The sequence below is a fragment of the Amycolatopsis sp. Poz14 genome, from assembly GCF_006704225.1.
GTDB lineage: Bacteria > Actinomycetota > Actinomycetes > Mycobacteriales > Pseudonocardiaceae > Amycolatopsis > Amycolatopsis nivea.
The window spans coordinates 621,433-641,474 of the sequence record NZ_JACLHD010000002.1 but is presented as its reverse complement, the minus strand read 5'-3'; the positions used below and the strand labels follow the sequence as shown (position 1 = coordinate 641,474).

The window sequence follows — 20,042 nt, the reverse complement described above, 5'->3', positions numbered from 1 at the left end:
GGACGGATCCTGCGCGCCAAGCCGTCGTCGGCGAAGGGCCGCTACGTCAAGAAGATCACCTTCACCACGACGATGGGCCCGGGCATCCCGGTCGACCCGGCGCGGACCCGCAACCTCCTCTCCGAGGAAGCCGCGGTCTGAGTCGCACATCACGCGAAAGGGTGGTCACGCTTCGTGCGTGACCACCCTTTTTTCGTGTCTCATGGACGTATGCCAACGACGTTCCTCGCCCCCGACGGGCTCCAGCTGAGCTACACGGTCTGGGAGGGCGACGGACGGCACCGGCGGCCCGTCGTGCTGCACCACGGTTTCGCCGCCGATTCCCAGGTGAACTGGGTCAACCCCGGAGTCGTGGACGCACTGGTCAAGGCCGGGTTCACGGTGATCGCGCTGGACGCGCGCGGACACGGCGAGTCGGAGAAACCGCACGACCCGGCGGCCTACGGCGAGGACATCATGGCCGCGGACCTGACCGCGCTGTTCGACGAACTCGGCCTGGACGAGGTGTGCCTGGCGGGCTATTCGATGGGCGCGATCGTCTCGCTGCTGGTGGCTACGAGTGACCGGCGAGTCCGCTGCCTCGCGGTCGGCGGCGTCGGCGCGGGAATCGTGGACTTCGGCGGGGTGGACGCCCGGGTCATCAACCGCAGCCAGATCGCGGACGGACTGCTGGCCGAGGACCGGTCGCAGGTGCCCCCGGCGGCCCGCCCGTTCCGCCGCCTGGCCCGCCGCGCGGGCGCGGACGTCGAAGCACTGGCCGCGGTCATGCACGCGACCCCGCACGGCCCGATGCGACTCACGAACCTGTCGGCGGCGACGCTGATCCTGGCCGGGGAGTCGGACGAACTGGCGACCCAGCCGGAACGCCTCGCCGCGGGAATCGCGGGCGCGCGGTTGGTGCGGGTGCCGGGGAACCACATGGAAGCGGTGGCACACCCGGCTTTCGCGGCGTCGTTGGTGGACTTCTTCGCGTACTCGGACACGGGGGAGACCCGGTTGCCGATCAGCTCGCCTGCCTGAGGACGGTCAGCCCGGGGTGGAGGTCGCCGTCGGTGGCGTGCACTTCTCGGGTCCGCGTTTATGCCCGACGATCAGCCACTGTCCTTTTTCGACCTGCTTGACGGTGAAGTCTCCGAGAGCCGGGCCGCCGGTGATCGCGAAGTCGCACGACTTGATCACCACGTCCTCGCCCGGCGGCCATCCGGAGCGCTTCGAGATCGACTCGGCGTAGGCGTCGACTGAACCGGGTGCCCGGTCAAGCCGGTCGTGCAGGCCCTGCACCGCGGCGGCGCAGTCCGTGAAACCGAGATCGGTCGCGAACTTCTGTTGCGTTGCCTGGTCGAAAAGGCCGCAAACGTGGTCGACCATGCTCTTCGGCCCGGGGCCGTGCTGAGCGATCCCGTCGTAGACGCGGCGCACTGATTCATAGGGCGAGGCCGTCGTGAGGATCTGGTTCGTGTGGTAGGTCCCGCCGCCCTCGGCGGCGATCTGGGCCGAGGTTTTGCCGTCGTCGCTGGGGAAGATCTGGTGGTATCCCCAGTTGACCAGGATCCCGAGGATGACCAGGGCGATCACCCAGCCCAGGATCTTCCCGCCGAGCCGCTTCACCCAGCGCGGGACCGGGCGGCGGTTCTTCGGCGGTTCTTCGTACGCGGTCAGCGCGCCCGGATGGTTCGGCGGCGCAGGCGGCTGGCCACCGGCCAGCGGTTGCGGCTGGCGGTTTCCGGCCGGGACCAGACCCGCGTCGGGGGCCGGTTCGGTGCCCTGCTGGGACTGGGTGAACCGCAGGTACTCCTGGAACCGCTGGAATTCCTGGAACTGGCGCAGCTGTTCCGGATCCAGCTGGGGCTCCGCTGATGCGTTCGGCTGCGGGAGATTCGGCGCTGCCGGTTGGGGCAGGTTCGGCGTCGAGCCGGGAGAGGGGGTTTCTTCCGGCTTTCCGTGATCACGCTGTTCCGCCACGTCACCAATGATGCCCGCTTCGGCGCGATTTCCCGAGACTGCCCCGGTTCTCGCAGCTCAGCAAGGGGGTGCCCGCGAACGGCGAACAACCCTCCCGTATGCTGGTCGACGGTTCTACCAAAGACCGCTGGTTCTCTCCGGATTCCCGGGGAGCGAAGGTTCGCCCGCAACGGCGACGGCCCGCGCAGGAGGAACGAGGCTTTCACCCCAGTCTTCACGGCTGGGCAACGCCCCGCGTCTGACTGCGCGTGGGCGTTTTTTCGTTCGGGGGCACCTCCGCCGAAGCCAGTGGTGACACTAGCCAAGAGAGGAGGCGACCATGGCGAAGCCCGACAAGGTGGCGGCCGTCGCCGAGATCGCGGAGAGTTTCCGCAGCAGCTCGGCCACCGTCGTTACCGAGTACACCGGCCTCTCCGTGACTCAGCTGTCCCAGCTGCGCCGCGCTCTCGGCACCAGTGCCAAGTACCGGGTCGCGAAGAACACCCTCGTCAAGCGTGCCGCTGAGGACGTCGGCCTCGAGGGGATCGAGGACCTGTTCGTCGGCCCGACCGCGATCGCTTTTGTGCACGGCGAGGCAGTCGACGCCGCGAAGGCGCTTCGCGACTTCGCGAAGGAAAACAACGCGCTTGTCATCAAGGGCGGCTACATGGACGGCAAGTCGCTGTCCGTGGACGAGATCACCAAGATCGCCGATCTCGACAGCCGCGAGGTGCTGCTCTCCAAGGCGGCGGGCGCGTTCAAGGCGAAGCTTTCCCAGGCCGCGGCGCTGTTCCAGGCGCCGGCGTCCCAGGTTGCCCGCCTGGCTGCCGCGCTGGAGGAGAAGCAGCGCAACGCCACCGGTACCGAAGCAGCCGAAGCACCCGCCGAGAGCTGAACCACCCCACCCCCCGAACGTCTCGTTCGTTTTTCTGAGAGGAAGCCATCATGGCGAAGCTGAGCACCGCCGAGCTGATCGACGCCTTCAAGGAGCTGACCCTTCTTGAGCTGTCCGAGTTCGTGAAGGAATTCGAAGAGGTCTTCGACGTCACTGCCGCCGCCCCGGCCGCCGTCGTCGCCGCCGCCCCGGGTGCCGCGCCCGCCGAGGCCGCTGCGGAGCAGGACGAGTTCGACGTCATCCTCGACTCGGCCGGCGACAAGAAGATCCAGGTCATCAAGGTCGTCCGCGAGGTCGTCTCCGGTCTGGGCCTGAAGGAGGCCAAGGAGCTGGTCGAGGCCGCTCCGAAGGCGCTCCTGGAGAAGGTCGACAAGGAGGCCGCCGAGGCCGCCAAGGAGAAGCTCGAGGCCGCTGGCGCCAAGATCTCCATCAAGTGATCCCGGGCGCGCAAGCGCCTGTTGCACCACCTCGAAAGGGGCGGACACCCGACACGGGTGCCCGCCCCTTTCGCTGTCCGGACAAAAAAGACGCACAGTCGCCGAGCCGGGCCCGCGACACCCTCGTTCAGGCGAACAAACCGCGTGTCCGGCGACCCTGGGTCACCCCCTGTTTGCCGCGTTTCCGCCGGTTAACCCGTCAGGGTGAGCGGAAGTCGGCCATCTGGATCTGCGCCCGAACGTGACGTGCACTACCGTGCTGCCAGCGGTCGCCGTACTGGATCCCCGTCGCGTGAGGTGTGCACGGGGGCTGGCCAGAGAACAAAACTGGTGAGTAACCTGTTCGCGCTCAGCTCGTTGCACCTGGTTGAAGCGGAGTTCGCCGCGCGAGCTCCGCCGCTGCCAGCGGTGACGGGGCGGCGGTGCGCGACGACGCGGAACAGCTCCTGGAGGTGCGATGGGTGCCGAGGTGGTCATCGAAGGTCTGACGAAGTCCTTCGGAAAGCAGACCATCTGGCGGGACGTGACGCTGACCCTGCCTCCCGGCGAGGTCTCGGCGATGCTCGGCCCGTCCGGAACCGGCAAGTCCGTGTTCCTGAAGTCGATGATCGGCCTGCTCAAGCCGGACCGCGGACGATGCGTCATCAACGGCGTCGACATCGTCACCTGCTCCGAGCACAAGCTGTACGAGATCCGGAAGCTCTTCGGCGTCCTGTTCCAGGACGGCGCGCTGTTCGGCTCGATGAACCTCTTCGACAACGTGGCCTTCCCGCTGCGGGAGCACACGAAGAAGTCCGAGACCGAGATCCGCCGCATCGTGCTCGAGAAGCTCGAGATCACCGGTCTGGCCGGCGCGGACAAGAAGCTCCCCGGCGAGATCTCCGGCGGTATGCGCAAGCGCGCCGGCCTCGCCCGCGCCCTCGTGCTGGACCCGGAGATCATCCTGGTCGACGAGCCGGACTCCGGTCTCGACCCGGTCCGCACGACCTACATCTCGCAGCTCTTCCTGGACGTCAACGCCCAGATCGACGCGACGTTCCTGATCGTGTCGCACAACATCAACCTCGCCCGCACGGTGCCGGACAACCTCGGCATGCTGTTCCGCAAGGAACTCGTCATGTTCGGTCCGCGCGAGGTGCTGCTGACCAGCGACGAACCGGTGGTCGAGCAGTTCCTCAACGGCCGCAAGCTCGGCCCGATCGGCATGTCCGAGGAGAAGGACAGCGCCCAGATGGCCCGCGAGCAGGCCGAGGCCGAGGCGGGCCACGGCGACGTGCTCAACGAGGACGTGCGCGGCGTGGTGCCGCAGATGCAGGTCAGCCCGGGCGTGCCGGAGCGGGCCGGGGCGAAGCGGCGGATGGACCGCGTCATGCGGATCCTGCACACGCTCCCGCCGAGCGCGCAGGAGGGGATCATCGAATCCCTGACGCCCGAGCAGCAGCGGCACTACAACGTGCGGCCCAACCCCGGCGCCTTCCACCACCAGCCAGGTCCCGAGGACACTCAGCAGCTGCCTCCGGTCAGCTCGCCGGGTCCGGTGCCCAACCAGCACCAGGGACAGCTCCCCGCCGACCAGGTCGCGCGCATCCCCGGCGCCGCCGACCGCCGGTCGCCCCGGCACGGGCAGGGTGGCGCGTGACCACCAGCACGGCCAAGATCCCCGGCTACGGAATGCTGCGGGAGACCGGGAACCTGTTCGCGCTCGGCCTCGACATCATCCGCGGCATCTTCCAGCGCCCGTTCCAGTTCCGCGAGTTCATCCAGCAGGCTTGGTTCGTCGCGAGCGTGACGATCCTGCCGACCGCGCTCGTCGCGATCCCGTTCGGCGCGGTCATCTCGCTGCAGTTCGGCGCGCTCGCCCGCCAGCTCGGCGCGCAGTCCTACACCGGTGCCGGTTCGGTGCTGGCGACCGTGCAGCAGGCCAGTCCGCTGGTCACCGCGCTGCTGGTGGCCGGCGCGGGCGGCAGCGCGGTCTGTGCGGACATCGGCGCGCGGACCATCCGCGAGGAGATCGACGCGATGGAGGTGCTGGGCGTCTCCGCGGTCCAGCGCTTGATCGTGCCCCGCACGCTCGCCATGATGCTCGTCGCGCTCCTGCTCAACGGCATGGTCAGCGTCATCGGCGTGCTCGGCGGCTACTTCTTCAACGTCGTGCTCCAGGGCGGCACCCCTGGTGCGTACCTGTCCAGCTTCTCCGCGCTCGCGCAGCTGCCCGACCTCTGGGTCGGCGAGATCAAGGCGCTGATCTTCGGCTTCATCGCGGCGGTCGTGGCGGCTTACCGCGGCCTGCACCCGAGCGGCGGCCCGAAGGGCGTCGGCGACGCGGTGAACCAGTCGGTGGTCATCACGTTCCTGCTGCTCTTCGTCGTGAACTTCGTGATCACGCTGATCTACCTGCAGCTCGTGCCCGGAAAGCTGGACTGATCATGACGTTCCTCTCGGGGGCGAAGCGGATCGCCAACCGCCCGCTGGAGACCCTGGACACGCTCGGCGACCAGATGTCGTTCTACGGCAGGGCTCTGCTGTGGACGCCGCGCACGCTGCGCCGCTACACCAAGGAAGTGCTGCGGCTGCTGGCCGAGGTGAGCTTCGGTTCCGGCTCGCTCGCGGTCATCGGCGGCACGGTCGGCGTGATGGTCGGCCTGACGCTGTTCACCGGTGTTCTCGTCGGCCTCCAGGGCTACTCGGCGCTGAACTCGATCGGCACCTCGGCCTTCACCGGCTTCCTCACCGCGTTCTTCAACACCCGCGAGATCGCGCCGCTGGTCGCCGGGCTGGCGCTGTCGGCGACGGTCGGCGCGGGCTTCACCGCGCAGCTCGGCGCGATGCGGATCTCCGAGGAGATCGACGCGCTCGAGGTGATGGGCGTGCCGAGCCTCCCGTACCTGGTGACCACGCGGATCATCGCCGGGTTCGTGGCCGTGATCCCGCTGTACGTGATCGGCCTGCTGAGCTCGTACCTCGCCTCGCGGCTGGTCGTTATCTATATCTACGGACAATCCGCGGGTACCTACGACCATTACTTCGACCTGTTCCTACCACCGCAAGACGTGCTCTATTCGTTCATCAAGGTGCTGATCTTCAGCGTTTTGATCATTCTTTCGCACTGCTACTTCGGGTACCGGGCCAGCGGCGGGCCCGCCGGGGTGGGCGTGGCCGTCGGCCGCGCGGTGCGGCTTTCCATCGTCACGGTTTCGGTCGTGAACTTCTTCATCGGTTTCGCGATTTGGGGAACCGACGTCACGGTGAGGATTGCGGGATGACCACACTACGGCGCAGGTTGCTCGGCCTGCTGCTGGTGGCGGTGCTCGTCGGCGGGATCGCGCTCAGCATCGCGATGTACGACAAGGCGTTCAGCAAGTTCGTCACCGTGAAGCTCGACGCGGGCCACATCGGCAACCAGCTGCTCAAGCAGTCGGACGTGAAGGTCCGCGGTTTGATCGTCGGTTCGGTGCAGGACATCAAGGCGACCGAGAACGGCGCGGAACTGACCCTGGCGATGGATCCGGAGTCGGTGAAGCTGATTCCGGAGAACGTGTCCGCGCGATTCCTTCCCAAGACGTTGTTCGGCGAACGCTATGTGTCGCTGCAGATTCCGCAGGACCCGTCGAGCAGGACGCTTTCCCAGGGCGACGTGATCACCCAGGACCGCACTTCCGGCGCGGTCGAACTGGACCAGGCGCTCGAACACCTGATGCCGGTGCTGCAGGCGGTGCAGCCGCAGAAGCTGTCCAGCACGCTCACCGCGATCTCGACCGCGCTGCAGGGCCGCGGCAAGCCGCTCGGCGAAACGCTTTCGCAGCTCGGCCAGTACATCGGCGAGCTGAACCCGCACGAGCCGGAGCTGCAGCACAACCTCCAGGCGCTCGCGGAGTTCTCCGGCCACCTGAGCAACGCGACGCCGGATCTGGTGCAGAGCCTGGACAACCTGAGCACGACCACGCGCACCGTGGTCGCCGAGCAGGCGAACCTGTCGAGCCTCTACGGCAACCTCACCACCGCGTCGCAGGACCTGCAGTCGTTCCTCGAGGCGAACTCGCAGAACCTGATCAGCCTCGCCAGCACCGCGCGCCCGACCGCTGAGCTGCTCGCCAAGTACTCGCCGGAATACCCGTGCGTGCTGAAGCAGATGGCGAAGGTCGTGCCGGTCGCGGACGCAGCGCTGGGCAAGTACAACGGCAAGCCCGGCCTGAACGCGACCATCGAGGTCGTCGTCAACCGCGGGCCGTACAAGCCGGGCGAGGAACCGCGGTTCGAGGACAAGCGCGGTCCGCGCTGCTACGACCTCAACCCCGCGCCGGACCCGTTCCCGCAGCAACCGCCGGACGGCCCGTTCAAGGACGGCACCAAACAGGGCGCGGCTCCGAAGACCGTGGGCGAGGGCCTGAACCCGGCCAACTTCAAGGCGGACGCGGCCGGGGCCAACGGCGGCGGCACCTCGGGCGGCAACCCGGTCAACACCGCGGCCGAGAACAACTTCCTCGCCGCGCTGGTCAGCCCGGAGATGGGGATTTCGCAGAACCAGTTCCCGGGCTGGGGCTCGCTGCTCGTCGGCCCGCTCTACCGGGGCACGGAGGTGACGGTCAAGTGAGGGGACTCGCCGCACCGCTGATCAAGCTGACGATCTTCGTGGTCGTCACGGTGCTGTTCACGACAGTGCTCGGCATCAGCATCGCGAACATCAACACCACCAGCACGAGCGCCTACTCCGCGCGGTTCACCGACGCCACGCTCCTGCTGCCGAACGACGACGTGCGCATCGCCGGCGTCCGCGTCGGCCAGGTCAAGGACGTGAAGATCGTCGACAAGCGCCAGGCGCAGGTGGACTTCGAGGTCGACTCCGGGCGCAAGCTCCCGGCAGGCGTCACCGCGCAGATCAAGTTCCGCAACCTGGTCGGCCAGCGCTACGTCTCGCTCGGCGAGGGCGACGACACCAGCGGCGCGACGCTCAAGCCGGGCGACACCATCCCGCTCGAGCGCACCACGCCCGCGCTGGACCTGACCGAGCTGTTCAACGGCTTCAAGCCGCTGTTCACCGCGCTGAACCCGGCCGACGTCAACAAGCTGTCGTACGAGGTCATCCAGGTCCTGCAGGGCGAGGGCGGCACGGTGGAAAGCCTGCTGTCGCACACCGCTTCGCTGGCCACCACGATCGCCAACAAGGACCAGGTGATCGGCGAGGTCATCGACAACCTCAACTCGGTCCTCGACACGGTCAACCAGCACACCCCGCAGCTCAACGACCTGATCGTGAAGCTGCAGCAGCTGGTGTCCGGCCTCGCCGCGGACCGCAAGCCGATCGGCGACGCGATCGAGGGGCTGGGCAACCTGGCCAACACGACCGCCGGTCTGCTGACCGACGCGCGGGCTCCGCTGAAGGACGACATCGCCGCTCTGGGCAAGCTCACCACGAACCTGAACCAGAACGAGCCGCTCGTCGAGCACTTCATCCAGTTCATGCCGAAGAAGGTCAGTGCGCTCACCCGCACCGCCGACTACGGCTCGTGGTTCAACTTCTACTCCTGCGAGATGACCGGGACGGTGGGCGTGCCAGGGCTGCTGCCGCCGACGGACTTCACGCTCGCGCCGGTGAACCGGGACAGGTGCAAGCCATGAAGTCCTTCCAGAAACGCAACCCGATCCCGATCGCGCTGGTCGGCATCGCGGTCATGGCGCTCGGCCTCGTCGCCGCCATGAACTCCGAGGACCTGCCGGTGATCGGCGGCGGCACCACCTACAGCGCGGACTTCTCCGAAGCAGCCGGGCTGCAGAAGGACAACGACGTGCGGATCGCGGGCGTGAAGGTCGGCAAGGTGTCCGACATCAAGCTCGACGGCCCGAACGTCAAGGTGTCGTTCAAGGTCAAGGACGCCTGGATGGGCGACAAGACCACGGCGGCGATCAAGATCAAGACGCTGCTCGGCCAGAAGTACCTCGCGCTCGACCCGCAGGGCAACGGCAACCTCGACCCCGGTTCGCCGATCCCGCGCGACCGGACGATGTCGCCGTACGACGTGCTCGACGCGTTCCGCGGCCTGTCGCAGACGGTCGACGCGATCGACACGAACCAGCTGTCGAAGAGCTTCGAGGCGATCACCCAGACGTTCTCGAACACGCCGCAGGACGTGAAGGGCGCGCTGTCCGGGCTGTCGAAGCTGTCGGACACGATCGCCAAGCGCGATTCGCAGCTGGCGAACCTGCTGGCCAACACGCGCCAGGTGTCGCAGACCCTGGTCGACCGGGATGCCGAGGTGCAGAAGCTGATCACCGACGGCAACCAGCTGCTGGACGAGATCGGCAAGCGCGAGCAGGCGATCAAGACGCTGCTCGACGGTTCGAAGCAGCTGTCGACGCAGTTGCAGGGCCTGATCGACGACAACGACGGCCAGCTGAACCCGGTGCTCACCCAGCTCGACCAGCTCACGTCGATGCTGCAGCGCAACCAGGACTCGCTGGCGCAGGGGATCCAGAAGTTCGCGCCGTTCATCCGGGTCTTCAACAACACGATCGGCACCGGGCACTGGTTCGACAACTACATCTGCGGCCTGGTGCTTCCTTCGGTCGGCCCGCTCAATCCGGAGGGGTGCAACTCCAAATGACCGACACCCGCTTCGGCCAGTCGCTTACCCGCGGCTTCACGATCGCGATCGTCCTCGCGCTCGTGGTCGCGGGCGCGCTCTGGTGGACGTTGAAGGACGCCGGCCGCAACCACCTGACCGCGTACTTCTCCGGCGCCGTCGGCCTTTACGAGGGCAACAGCGTCCGGATGCTCGGCGTGGACATGGGCACGGTGACCAAGATCCAGCCGATGGGCAACCAGGTCCGGGTCGACCTCGAATACGACCGCTCGGTCGCGGTGCCCGCCGACGCGAAGGCGGTCATCGTGTCGCCGTCGCTGGTCAGCGACCGCTACGTCCAGCTCGCCCCGGCCTACACCGGCGGACCGCGGATCTCCGACGGCGCGACGATCGGCCTCGACCGCACCGAGGTTCCGCTGGAGGTCGACCAGCTCGCCGCCAGCCTCGCCAAGGTCAGCGAGACGCTCGGACCGAACGGGGCCAACAAGAACGGCTCGCTCTCGGACCTGCTGAACACCGCCGCGAACAACCTCGACGGCAACGGCAAGGCGCTGCACGACACGATCACCAAGCTCGGGCAGGCGTCCGGAACGCTGGCGGGCAACAAGGACGACCTCTTCCAGACGGTGCAGAACCTCGGCAAGTTCTCCCAGTCGCTCGCCAACAGCGACGGGCAGGTGCGCCAGTTCGAGAGCCAGCTCGCCGACGTGAGCGGATTCCTCGCCGGGGAGAAGGACAATCTCGCCCAGACCGTGCAGCAGCTCGGCACCACGCTGCAGTCGGTGCAGGGCTTCATCGAACGCAACCGCGGCCGGTTGAAGTCCAATGTGGACAAACTGGCCAGCGTGACCAAGGTGCTGGTGGACCAGCGCAGCTCGCTCGCCGAGATCCTCGACGTCGCGCCGGTCGCGCTGTCCAACATCGTCGGCGTCTACAACGGCTCGTCCGGCACGCTCGACGCGCGGCCGAACCTCAACGAGCTGACGCAGCCGCCGCTGGTGATGGTCTGCAGCCTGCTCAAGCAGACCTCGGTGACCAAGCAGCTGCTCGGCAACGCCTGCGACGGCATCGCCAAGGTGGTCGACGGCGTGGTTCCGCTGCCGTCCACCGCGCAGGTCATCCAGGCGATGCAGAACGGCCAGCTGCCGCCGCTGCCGCTCCCGCTGCAGGGCCAGGTCTACGGGACGCAGGGGAGCTGACGTGAAGCGACTGACGAAGTTCGCCGCGGGCGGAGCGCTCGCCACGGTGTCCGCGCTCGTGCTGAGCGGCTGCGCGTTCAACGGCGTCTACGACGTCCCGCTGCCCGGCGGGGCCGACCTCGGCAGCCACCCGTACACGCTGAAGATCCAGTTCAAGGACGTGCTCGACCTCGTCCCGCAGTCCGGGGTGAAGGTCAACGAGGTGCCGGTCGGGCAGGTCAAGTCGATCGGGCTGACGCCGGACGGCTGGCACGCCGAGGTGACCGTCGAGGTCAACGGGGACGTCAAGCTGCCAGCCAACGCGATGGCCAACGTGAAGCAGTCGAGCCTGCTCGGCGAGAAGTACGTCGAGCTGGCTTCGCCGGGCGGCGACGAGGCGACCGGGCAGCTGGCGAACGGGGCGACCATCCCGCTCGCGCGCACCGGCCGCGACGTCCAGGTCGAGGAGGTGCTCGGCGCGCTGTCCCTGCTGCTCAACGGCGGCGGCGTGGAGCAGCTCAACACGATCACCAAGGAACTCAACAACGCCACCGCCGGCCGCGAGCCGGACATCAAGGCGCTGCTGGCCAACGCGAACGAGCTGGTCACCAACCTCGACAACCAGTCGGCCAACATCACCCGCGCGCTCGACGGCCTCAACCGGCTGTCCATGACGCTGCGGGACCAGAAGGACAAGCTGGTCGGCGCGGTCGACAACCTCGGGCCCGGGCTCGGGGTGCTGGAGCAGCAGCGCGGCCAGCTGGTGACCATGCTGAACGCGCTCAACAACCTCTCCGGCGTCGCGACCGACACGGTCAACAAGAGCAAGGCGGACCTGGTCGCCGACCTCAAGGCGCTCACGCCGACGCTGCAGAAGCTCGGCGAGGCGGGCAGCGACCTGCCGAAGGCGCTGGAGATCCTGCTGACCTATCCGTTCACCGACCAGGCCTACAACGACGTCAAGGGCGACTACTTCAACCTGTTCGCCAAGGTCGACCTGAACCTCAAGGACGTCATCGACAACCTCGGCCGCAGCAGGCAGAACGGGCTGAACGGGCTCATTCCCGCGCCGGGGCTGACCGGCGGCGTCGAAGGCTCGCCCGCGAACCAGCCGCCGCCGCTGTCGTTCCCGGGCAGCCAGCCCGCGCAGCAACAGCAGCAGGCTCCGTCCTCGACCGGCGGCCAGGGCGGCGGGCAGCCGTCGCAGAGCGGGTTGTCCGGCCTGTTCGGGGTGCTTTCCGGAGGTGCTGGCTGATGTTGCTGCGCAGGACGAAAATCCAGCTGGTGGTCTTCGCCATCATCTCGGTCGTGGCCATCGTGTACGCGCTGATCCGGTTCGCCGGCCTCGGCACGGTGTTCGGCAGCAACGGGTACACGGTCAAGCTGCAGCTCAACGAATCCGGCGGGATCTTCACCAACGCCGAGGTCACCTACCGCGGCTTCAACGTCGGCCGCGTCGGGCAGCTGCGGCTGACCCAGAGCGGGCTCGAGGCCGACCTGAACATCGACCCGTCGGCCCCGCGCGTGCCCGCCGACCTCGACGCGGTCGTCGCCAACCGGTCCGCGGTCGGCGAGCAGTACGTCGACCTGCGGCCGAAGAACGACCAGGGCCCGTACCTCGCGAGCGGTTCGGTGATCCCGGCCGCCCGCACGAGCACCCCGGTCAGCACCGACCGGCTGCTCGGCGACCTCGACTCGCTGTCGGCCTCGGTGCCGACCGACGCGCTGCGGAAGGTCGTCGACGAGTCCTACGACGCGTTCCGCGGCACCGGCGGCGACCTGCAGAAGCTGCTCGACACCGCGCGCAGCTTCACCACCACCGCGCAGCAGTACCTGCCGCAGACCGTGCAGCTGCTGCAGGCAGGCGGCCAGGTGCTGGACACGCAGAACGACGAGGCGTCGAACTTCGCGTCCTTCTCCAAGAGCCTCAACCAGCTCAGCGGGACGCTCAAGAACTCCGACGGCGACCTGCGCAAGCTGATCGGCGTCACCCCGCAGGTGGCGACCCAGATCAGCCAGGTGCTCAAGGAGACCGGGCCCGGCCTCGGCGCGCTGACCGCGAACCTGCTGACGACGGCCAACCTGACCGTGACCCGGCTGGACGGCCTCGAACAGGGCCTGGTGACCTATCCGGCACTGGCGGCCGCCGCGCCGTCGGTGGCCCCCGGCGACGGGACCGCGCACCTCGGCCTGGTGCTGAACCTGTTCAACCCGCCGTCGTGCACGAAGGGCTATCTGCCCTACAGCCAGTACCGTCCGGGTTCGGACACCTCGCCCCGGCCGGAGGACGACAAGGCCTACTGTGCCGAGCCGAAGGGCAGCCCGATCAACGTCCGGGGTTCCCAGAACGCGCCCTACAACGGCGTGCCGGTGCAGCCGTCGCAGCAGGACATCGCGGCGAACCAGAACCGGCCGGCGCAGCAGCTGCAGGAGCAGCGCGACGCTCAGGTGCCGGGCGTCGTCGGCAGCCCCGGGGTGTCGCTGAACAGCATGGGCTCGCTGCTGGGACTCGGCTGACCGGGATTTGATGACTGTTACCTACTCTGGAGTGTTATGAGTGCCGAGCACGCGGTCGCCGAGGAAGAGGTGACCGCTGATACGCCCGAACCGGCAACGGCGGTGGCGGCGAAGGAAAAGTGGGCGCTTCCCGGATCGCCGCGGGTGTGGCTGTTCGGATCCGGGGCGTTCGCTCTCGCCGCGCTGGTGGTGGCGATCGTGTTCGGGATCATGTGGCTGGTCGCGGAGATGGACGGCGACCGGGATCTGGCTTCGGCGCGCGACGACGTGCTCAAGGACGGCACCGCCGCGGTGCTGGCCTACACCCAGGTCGACTACCAGCACCTGGACACGTACTTCCAGCAGCAGAAGGACGTCTCCAGCGACGACATGGCCAAGCAGATCGAGCAGGCCCAGCCGAACTACTCGAAGGCGCTGACCGACCAGAAGGTCAAGGTCACCACCACGATCCAGGACATCGCGGTCGAGGAGCTCAACGACCACGACGGCAAGGCCAGCTTCCTGGCCGCGATCAGCACGGACACCTCGGCGGGCGGGAAGAACGCCACCAAGGCGCTGCGGCTCGAGGTCCAGATGACCCGGGTCGACGGCAAGTGGAAGCTGTCCGGGATCGACCAAGTGCCGCTCGTCGCCGCCGGCAAGTAGCTTCACCCGCAGATCGGAGTTCCGCAGTGCCCCCCTCCCGTCGCCAGCCACCGCGCAGCAGCAGCACGCCACCGGCTCGCAAGCCGAAGGTCGCCGGGCTGCGCAAGCCGTCGGACCCGGCGGCGCCGGCGGCCTCGCCCAAGCCGCGCCCCCGGCCGCGGCCGCTCCCCGACGCGGATCCGGCCGAGGTGACCCAGGAGCTGCGGATTCCCCGCGGCGGCCTGGTGCGCCCGGCCGACCCTGAGCCCGCTTCGACCGAGACCGAGCCTGCTTCGACGGAGGTCGCGGAGACCCCTGTTGAGGAAGACGCCCCCGAGGTCTCCGGGGTAACCAAGGAAGCCCCGGCCGAAGAGGTCGACGCGCTCACCGGCGAGACCGTCGAGGACGAGAAACCGGCCCGGCCGAGCCCGCGGCGCAAGAAGCGCGACACCGGTTCGGAGAAGCCGTCGGACGTCGAGGAAGCCGAGACCAAGGCTCGAGCGGAGGAAGCCGCCGAGGTACCGGCTCAGCGGTCCGTGGTCAGCCGCAACACCGTGCGCGTCGCACTGCTGCTGGTGGTCGGCCTGGCACTGGTCGCGGCGGCGGTGATCTTCCAGGTCAAGGGCTCGGACGCGGCCGATTCGACGAGCAACCGCGCGGTGCTCGACGTGGCGAAGACCGCGCAGGTCAAGGACCAGGTCTCGAAGGCCATCGAGACGCTGTTCTCCTACGACTTCAACAACATCAAGAAGACCGAGGACGCGGCCAACCAGCTGCTCGCCACCGACCAGGTCAAGACGAGCTACAACGCGCTGATGGGCCAGGTCAAGAAGCTGGCTCCGGAGCAGAAGGTGGTCGTGACCTGCAAGGTCACCCGCAGCGCGGTGATCCGGCTGAACGGCGACCTCGCCAGGGTGATGCTGTTCATCGACCAGACGTCGACGCGTGCGGACACGAAGCAGACCGCCGCGGGCACGGCGCAGATGCACGTGGACGCCCAGCTGCAGGGCAACACGTGGAAGATCACCGACATGGACACCTACAAGGCCGCCGCACCGGCCGCCGGCGCCCCCGCGCCGTCCGCGCCCGCTTCGGCTCCGCCGTCGAAGTAAGCGTCCTGAGCAGTCGTCACGGCCCGTTCCCGGAACCTCCGGGGGCGGGCCGTTGTCGTGTCAGCGTCCGGAACGCCGTCCGAAGCGGCTCCTGCAGCTCATCCGGGCTCTCCGGCGGCTCCAGGGCCTCCGAGCCGGTCGCGGCCAGCCGGTCCAGCAGAGCGACCGTGAGACCGTCCAATTCGGCCCGCAGCACCGACAGGTCGGGACCGCCCTCGGGCAAGTCGCCGGGATGCGCGCTCCAGTGCGTGAAGAGCCGATGCTGGACCTGCTTGCTGGCGGCGATCTGATCCGAGAGGAACCCGGCGGCGAGATCCGGGTCGAGGCCGATTTCGCGGGCCAGCACCCGGACGCGGGCCAGCTCCCGCTGCTCGCGGACGGGATCGTCGACCGGCCGCCCGGCCCCGAACTTCGCGGCGGCGACCTGTTCGCTGATCGCCAGCCTGCGCAGGACCAGGTCGGGAAGCGACGCGTCGGGTCCGGGCATGGTGCGCACCTCCGGGAGTTCGGGCCCGCCCAGTTGATCACCGGGACGCATCCGTTGCCAAGCGTCGCTTCCGGGCGTGCGCAACCCCTGTCCGGGGGACCCGGAATCGGGTGCCGAGCTGCCCGAAGTTCCCCTGTTTTCGTCCGCCGCGAAGCAACCGGCCGCTCGCGGAATGTGATCCATCCCGCGCCCGCCGCGCCGATGCGGAAACCGCCGCCGAAACCGGGCGCAGGCCGCCCACCTGCGTCGCTGTCCGGCCGACCTGCGCGGCCGTCCCGGAGTACCCGGCGGTAACCGGGACCGCGGCCGGATCGGTCACCCTGTGCTGTCCGGGTTCGACGCTGCGCCAACCGGCGGGAGAGCCGCGCGGCATCTTGACTCCAAAGCCGCGTGGGTTCACGCTTACTGCCAACGGTCACGGCCGGGGAACGCGAACCTTGCGGGAGGGGCGCGAAAACCCGGGCGAACCGGGAGCCGGAAGGACGCAGTGAGGCTCAGGGAGACGCACTGCCCCAAGGTGACGCGATGCAGGCTGGGCCCCGTCGGGAGTGCCCCCTGGACAGACCGCGTCATCGGGGCTAGACTGCTTCTTTGCGCTGCCCTCTTTCAGGCTGCCCGGAGCCGGTAGTTAGGATAGTGGGCACACGGCACCCCTGACAGTCCGCGACAGCTGTTGCCATCGCGGCTGCTCACCGCTCATTGTCCCCGGAAGGACGCATCTTGGCAGTCTCTCCCGCGAACCAGGCCACTGCTGCGACCACCTCGGCTGAATCCCGCGCGCAGGCCACGGGAATCCCCGGAGCGCCCAAGCGGGTCTCCTTCGCGAAGATCCGCGAGCCACTCTCCACCCCGAACCTGCTTGACGTCCAGATCCAGTCGTTCCAGTGGTTCACCGGCAACGAGGCGTGGTTCGAGCGCCGCGTCAACGAAGGCGAAGAAAACCCGGTCGGCGGTCTGGAAGAGGTCCTCAACGAGATCTCGCCGATCGAGGACTTCTCGGGCTCGATGTCCCTTTCCTTCTCCGCTCCGCGCTTCGACGAGGTCAAGGCCTCGATCGAGGAGTGCAAGGACAAGGACATGACGTACGCGGCCCCGCTGTTCGTCACCGCCGAGTTCGTCAACAACAACACTGGCGAGATCAAGAGCCAGACGGTCTTCCTGGGCGACTTCCCGGTGATGACCGACAAGGGCACCTTCATCATCAACGGCACCGAGCGGGTCGTCGTGTCCCAGCTGGTGCGTTCTCCGGGCGTGTACTTCGACAGCAGTGTCGACAAGACGACCGACAAGGACGTCTTCAGCGTGCGCGTGATCCCGAGCCGCGGCGCGTGGCTCGAGTTCGACGTGGACAAGCGCGACACCGTCGGCGTCCGCATCGACCGCAAGCGCCGCCAGCCGGTCACCGTGCTGCTGAAGGCGCTGGGCTGGTCCACCGAGGCGATCCGCGAGCGCTTCTCGTTCTCCGAGACGCTGCTGGCCACCCTCGAGAAGGACCACACCGCGGGCACCGACGAGGCGCTGCTCGACATCTACCGCAAGCTGCGCCCGGGCGAACCGCCCACGAAGGAGAGCGCGCAGACGCTGCTGGAGAACCTGTTCTTCAAGCCGAAGCGCTACGACCTGGCCAAGGTCGGCCGCTACAAGGTCAACAAGAAGCTGGGCCTCGACACCCCGTACGAGACCGGCACGCTGACCGAAGAGGACATCGTCTCGGCCATCGAGTACCTGGTCCGGCTGCACGCCGGCGAGGACAAGATGACGAGCTCCGCCGGCGTCGAGGTGCCGGTCGAGACCGACGACATCGACCACTTCGGCAACCGCCGCCTTCGCACCGTCGGCGAGCTGATCCAGAACCAGATCCGGGTCGGCCTCTCCCGCACCGAGCGCGTCGTGCGCGAGCGCATGACCACGCAGGACGTCGAGGCGATCACGCCGCAGACCCTGATCAACATCCGCCCGATCGGCGCGGCGATCAAGGAGTTCTTCGGCACCTCGCAGCTGTCGCAGTTCATGGACCAGAACAACCCGCTGTCGGGCCTGACGCACAAGCGTCGTCTTTCGGCCCTCGGCCCGGGCGGTCTGTCGCGTGAGCGCGCCGGCATGGAGGTCCGCGACGTCCACCCGTCGCACTACGGCCGGATGTGCCCGATCGAGACGCCGGAAGGCCCGAACATCGGCCTGATCGGCTCGCTGTGCTCGTACGCGCGGGTCAACCCGTTCGGCTTCATCGAGACGCCGTACCGCAAGGTCGTCGAGGGCCAGGTCACCGACCAGGTCGACTACCTGACCGCGGACGAGGAAGACCGTTACGTCAAGGCGCAGGCCAACGCGCCGCTGACCGACGACGGGCACTTCGTCGAGTCCAAGGTCCTCGGCCGCCGCAAGGGCGGCGAGGTCGAGCTGATCGACCCGCTCGAGATCGACTACATGGACGTGTCGCCGCGGCAGATGGTCTCCGTCGCCACCGCGATGATCCCGTTCCTCGAGCACGACGACGCGAACCGCGCGCTGATGGGCGCGAACATGCAGCGGCAGGCTGTTCCGCTGCTGCGCAACCAGGCTCCGTACGTGGGCACCGGCGTGGAGCTGCGCGCCGCGGTCGACGCCGGGGACGTCCTGGTCGCCGAGCAGGCCGGCGTGGTCGAGGAGCTGTCCGCGGACATCATCACGATCATGCACGACGACGGCACGCGGAAGAGCTACGGACTGTACAAGTTCCGCCGCTCCAACCACGGCACGTGCTTCAACCACCGGCCGATCGTCAACGAGGGCGACCGGGTCGAGCAGGGCCAGGTCATCGCCGACGGCCCGTCCACCGAGAACGGTGAGATGGCGCTCGGCAAGAACCTCCTCGTCGCGGTCATGCCGTGGGAGGGCCACAACTACGAGGACGCGATCATCCTCTCCGAGCGCCTGGTGCAGGACGACGTGCTGACGTCGATCCACATCGAGGAGCACGAGATCGACGCCCGCGACACCAAGCTGGGCGCCGAGGAGATCACCCGGGACATCCCGAACGTCTCCGAGGAGGTCCTGGCCGACCTCGACGAGCGCGGCATCATCCGCATCGGAGCCGAGGTCCGCGACGGCGACATCCTGGTCGGCAAGGTCACGCCGAAGGGCGAGACCGAGCTGACCCCGGAGGAGCGCCTGCTCCGCGCGATCTTCGGCGAGAAGGCGCGCGAGGTCCGCGACACCTCGCTGAAGGTGCCGCACGGCGAGACCGGCAAGGTCATCGGCATCCGGGTGTTCTCCCGCGAGGACGACGACGAGCTGCCCCCGGGCGTCAACGAGCTGGTCCGCGTCTACGTGGCCCAGAAGCGCAAGATCCAGCCGGGCGACAAGCTCGCCGGCCGGCACGGCAACAAGGGTGTCATCGGCAAGATCCTGCCGGTCGAGGACATGCCGTTCATGGAGGACGGCACCCCGGTCGACATCATCCTGAACACCCACGGTGTGCCGCGACGGATGAACATCGGCCAGATCCTCGAGCTGCACCTCGGCTGGCTGGCCTCGCAGGGCTGGACGATCGAGGGCAACCCGGACTGGGCGAAGAACCTGTCCGAGGAGCTCTACGACGTCGCGCCGAACACGAACACCGCGACCCCGGTGTTCGACGGCGCGAAGGAAGAGGAGCTCACCGGGCTGCTCGGGGCGACCAAGCCGAACCGCGACGGCGAGCGCATGGTCAAGGAGAACGGCAAGGCCACGCTGTTCGACGGCCGCTCCGGCGAGCCGTACCCGTACCCGGTGTCGGTCGGCTACATGTACATCCTGAAGCTGCACCACCTGGTCGACGACAAGATCCACGCCCGCTCCACCGGCCCGTACTCGATGATCACCCAGCAGCCGCTGGGCGGTAAGGCGCAGTTCGGCGGCCAGCGCTTCGGCGAGATGGAGTGCTGGGCGATGCAGGCCTACGGCGCGGCTTACACGCTGCAGGAACTGCTCACGATCAAGTCGGACGACGTGGTCGGCCGCGTCAAGGTGTACGAGGCGATCGTGAAGGGGGAGAACATCCCCGAGCCGGGCATCCCGGAGTCGTTCAAGGTGCTCCTCAAGGAGCTCCAGTCGCTGTGCCTCAACGTCGAGGTGCTCTCCAGCGACGGCGCGGCGATCGAGATGCGCGACTCCGACGACGAGGACCTCGAGCGCGCAGCGGCGAACCTCGGCATCAACCTGTCCCGCAACGAGTCGCCCTCGGTGGACGACGTCGTGCACTGATTCGGTGTCGAGCGGGAACCTGCCTCCCGCGGGTTCCCGCTCCACCGCC

The 20,042-nt window shown here is 68.1% G+C and carries 17 protein-coding genes and 1 pseudogene; 16 read left to right on the top strand and 2 right to left on the bottom strand.

From position 1 onward, the window contains the following. A pseudogene (locus FKO37_RS46825) lies at positions 1–141 on the top strand (50S ribosomal protein L1); the annotation flags it as partial. A 69-nt stretch (positions 142–210) separates the two neighbouring features. Further along, positions 211–1,020, top strand: coding sequence for an alpha/beta fold hydrolase (locus FKO37_RS46820; protein ID WP_037816301.1), 810 nt, complete (start codon positions 211–213; stop codon positions 1,018–1,020). A gap of 6 nt (positions 1,021–1,026) precedes the next feature. On the opposite strand, the gene FKO37_RS46815 is transcribed toward FKO37_RS46820, so the two are convergent. Continuing rightward, a complete protein-coding gene (locus tag FKO37_RS46815; protein WP_134733100.1) occupies positions 1,027–1,962 on the bottom strand; it encodes a hypothetical protein in 936 nt (311 codons plus the stop codon). Between the two features lie 319 nt (positions 1,963–2,281). Between FKO37_RS46815 and rplJ the strand changes: the two genes are divergently transcribed. From rplJ to FKO37_RS46750, 13 genes are all read left to right on the top strand, one after another. Further along, positions 2,282–2,836: a 50S ribosomal protein L10 gene (gene rplJ, locus FKO37_RS46810; RefSeq protein ID WP_238608656.1), complete on the top strand. Its 555-nt coding sequence runs from the start codon at positions 2,282–2,284 to the stop codon at positions 2,834–2,836. A gap of 50 nt (positions 2,837–2,886) precedes the next feature. Continuing rightward, positions 2,887–3,273 carry a 50S ribosomal protein L7/L12 gene (gene rplL, locus FKO37_RS46805; protein ID WP_037816296.1) on the top strand — a complete coding sequence of 129 codons (387 nt, stop codon included), beginning with the start codon at positions 2,887–2,889 and terminating at the stop codon, positions 3,271–3,273. Between the two features lie 457 nt (positions 3,274–3,730). Next, on the top strand, positions 3,731–4,912 hold the full coding sequence (locus FKO37_RS46800) for an ABC transporter ATP-binding protein (RefSeq protein ID WP_037816295.1): 1,182 nt from the start codon (positions 3,731–3,733) through the stop codon (positions 4,910–4,912). Positions 4,913–4,944: 32 nt separating this feature from the next. Beyond that, positions 4,945–5,697 carry an ABC transporter permease gene (locus FKO37_RS46795; RefSeq protein WP_051165981.1) on the top strand — a complete coding sequence of 251 codons (753 nt, stop codon included), beginning with the start codon at positions 4,945–4,947 and terminating at the stop codon, positions 5,695–5,697. Positions 5,698–5,699: 2 nt separating this feature from the next. After that, positions 5,700–6,536, top strand: coding sequence for an ABC transporter permease (locus FKO37_RS46790; RefSeq protein ID WP_037360186.1), 837 nt, complete (start codon positions 5,700–5,702; stop codon positions 6,534–6,536). Continuing rightward, the gene (locus FKO37_RS46785; protein WP_037816294.1) at positions 6,533–7,864 is read left to right on the top strand and encodes an MCE family protein; all 1,332 of its coding nucleotides are present in this window, start codon (positions 6,533–6,535) and stop codon (positions 7,862–7,864) included. The genes FKO37_RS46790 and FKO37_RS46785 overlap by 4 nt, the downstream gene beginning before the upstream one ends. Continuing rightward, positions 7,861–8,889, top strand: coding sequence for an MCE family protein (locus FKO37_RS46780; protein ID WP_037816293.1), 1,029 nt, complete (start codon positions 7,861–7,863; stop codon positions 8,887–8,889). The genes FKO37_RS46785 and FKO37_RS46780 overlap by 4 nt, the downstream gene beginning before the upstream one ends. Beyond that, positions 8,886–9,872: an MCE family protein gene (locus tag FKO37_RS46775; protein WP_134733102.1), complete on the top strand. Its 987-nt coding sequence runs from the start codon at positions 8,886–8,888 to the stop codon at positions 9,870–9,872. Before FKO37_RS46780 ends, FKO37_RS46775 begins: the two co-directional genes overlap by 4 nt. Continuing rightward, a complete protein-coding gene (locus FKO37_RS46770; protein WP_037816291.1) occupies positions 9,869–11,050 on the top strand; it encodes an MCE family protein in 1,182 nt (393 codons plus the stop codon). The genes FKO37_RS46775 and FKO37_RS46770 overlap by 4 nt, the downstream gene beginning before the upstream one ends. 10 nt (positions 11,051–11,060) lie before the next feature. Further along, positions 11,061–12,284 carry an MCE family protein gene (locus tag FKO37_RS46765; protein WP_037816463.1) on the top strand — a complete coding sequence of 408 codons (1,224 nt, stop codon included), beginning with the start codon at positions 11,061–11,063 and terminating at the stop codon, positions 12,282–12,284. Then, positions 12,284–13,546: an MCE family protein gene (locus FKO37_RS46760; protein WP_037816290.1), complete on the top strand. Its 1,263-nt coding sequence runs from the start codon at positions 12,284–12,286 to the stop codon at positions 13,544–13,546. Before FKO37_RS46765 ends, FKO37_RS46760 begins: the two co-directional genes overlap by 1 nt. Positions 13,547–13,582: 36 nt before the next feature. Continuing rightward, the gene (locus FKO37_RS46755) at positions 13,583–14,191 is read left to right on the top strand and encodes a hypothetical protein (protein ID WP_238608655.1); all 609 of its coding nucleotides are present in this window, start codon (positions 13,583–13,585) and stop codon (positions 14,189–14,191) included. Between the two features lie 26 nt (positions 14,192–14,217). Further along, positions 14,218–15,282, top strand: a complete 1,065-nt coding sequence (locus tag FKO37_RS46750; protein ID WP_238608654.1) for a hypothetical protein — start codon at positions 14,218–14,220, stop codon at positions 15,280–15,282. 16 nt (positions 15,283–15,298) lie between these two features. Here FKO37_RS46750 and aroQ read toward each other — a convergent pair whose 3' ends face one another. Continuing rightward, positions 15,299–15,769, bottom strand: a complete 471-nt coding sequence (aroQ, locus tag FKO37_RS46745; RefSeq protein ID WP_078870608.1) for a gamma subclass chorismate mutase AroQ — start codon at positions 15,767–15,769, stop codon at positions 15,299–15,301. 720 nt (positions 15,770–16,489) lie between these two features. Here aroQ and FKO37_RS46740 point away from each other — a divergent pair. After that, positions 16,490–19,993 carry a DNA-directed RNA polymerase subunit beta gene (locus FKO37_RS46740; protein ID WP_037816287.1) on the top strand — a complete coding sequence of 1,168 codons (3,504 nt, stop codon included), beginning with the start codon at positions 16,490–16,492 and terminating at the stop codon, positions 19,991–19,993. The last annotated feature ends 49 nt before the right edge of the window (positions 19,994–20,042 follow it).

Coding starts and splice junctions, on each gene's coding strand:
- FKO37_RS46795 (WP_051165981.1), top strand. CDS start 4,945: ATGCTGCGGGAGACCGGGAACCTGTTCGCGCTCGGCCTCGACATCATC.
- FKO37_RS46800 (WP_037816295.1), top strand. CDS start 3,731: ATGGGTGCCGAGGTGGTCATCGAAGGTCTGACGAAGTCCTTCGGAAAG.
- FKO37_RS46770 (WP_037816291.1), top strand. CDS start 9,869: ATGACCGACACCCGCTTCGGCCAGTCGCTTACCCGCGGCTTCACGATC.
- FKO37_RS46820 (WP_037816301.1), top strand. CDS start 211: ATGCCAACGACGTTCCTCGCCCCCGACGGGCTCCAGCTGAGCTACACG.
- aroQ (WP_078870608.1), bottom strand. CDS start 15,769: ATGCCCGGACCCGACGCGTCGCTTCCCGACCTGGTCCTGCGCAGGCTG.
- FKO37_RS46785 (WP_037816294.1), top strand. CDS start 6,533: ATGACCACACTACGGCGCAGGTTGCTCGGCCTGCTGCTGGTGGCGGTG.
- FKO37_RS46755 (WP_238608655.1), top strand. CDS start 13,583: ATGAGTGCCGAGCACGCGGTCGCCGAGGAAGAGGTGACCGCTGATACG.
- FKO37_RS46790 (WP_037360186.1), top strand. CDS start 5,700: ATGACGTTCCTCTCGGGGGCGAAGCGGATCGCCAACCGCCCGCTGGAG.
- FKO37_RS46760 (WP_037816290.1), top strand. CDS start 12,284: ATGTTGCTGCGCAGGACGAAAATCCAGCTGGTGGTCTTCGCCATCATC.
- rplJ (WP_238608656.1), top strand. CDS start 2,282: ATGGCGAAGCCCGACAAGGTGGCGGCCGTCGCCGAGATCGCGGAGAGT.
- rplL (WP_037816296.1), top strand. CDS start 2,887: ATGGCGAAGCTGAGCACCGCCGAGCTGATCGACGCCTTCAAGGAGCTG.
- FKO37_RS46775 (WP_134733102.1), top strand. CDS start 8,886: ATGAAGTCCTTCCAGAAACGCAACCCGATCCCGATCGCGCTGGTCGGC.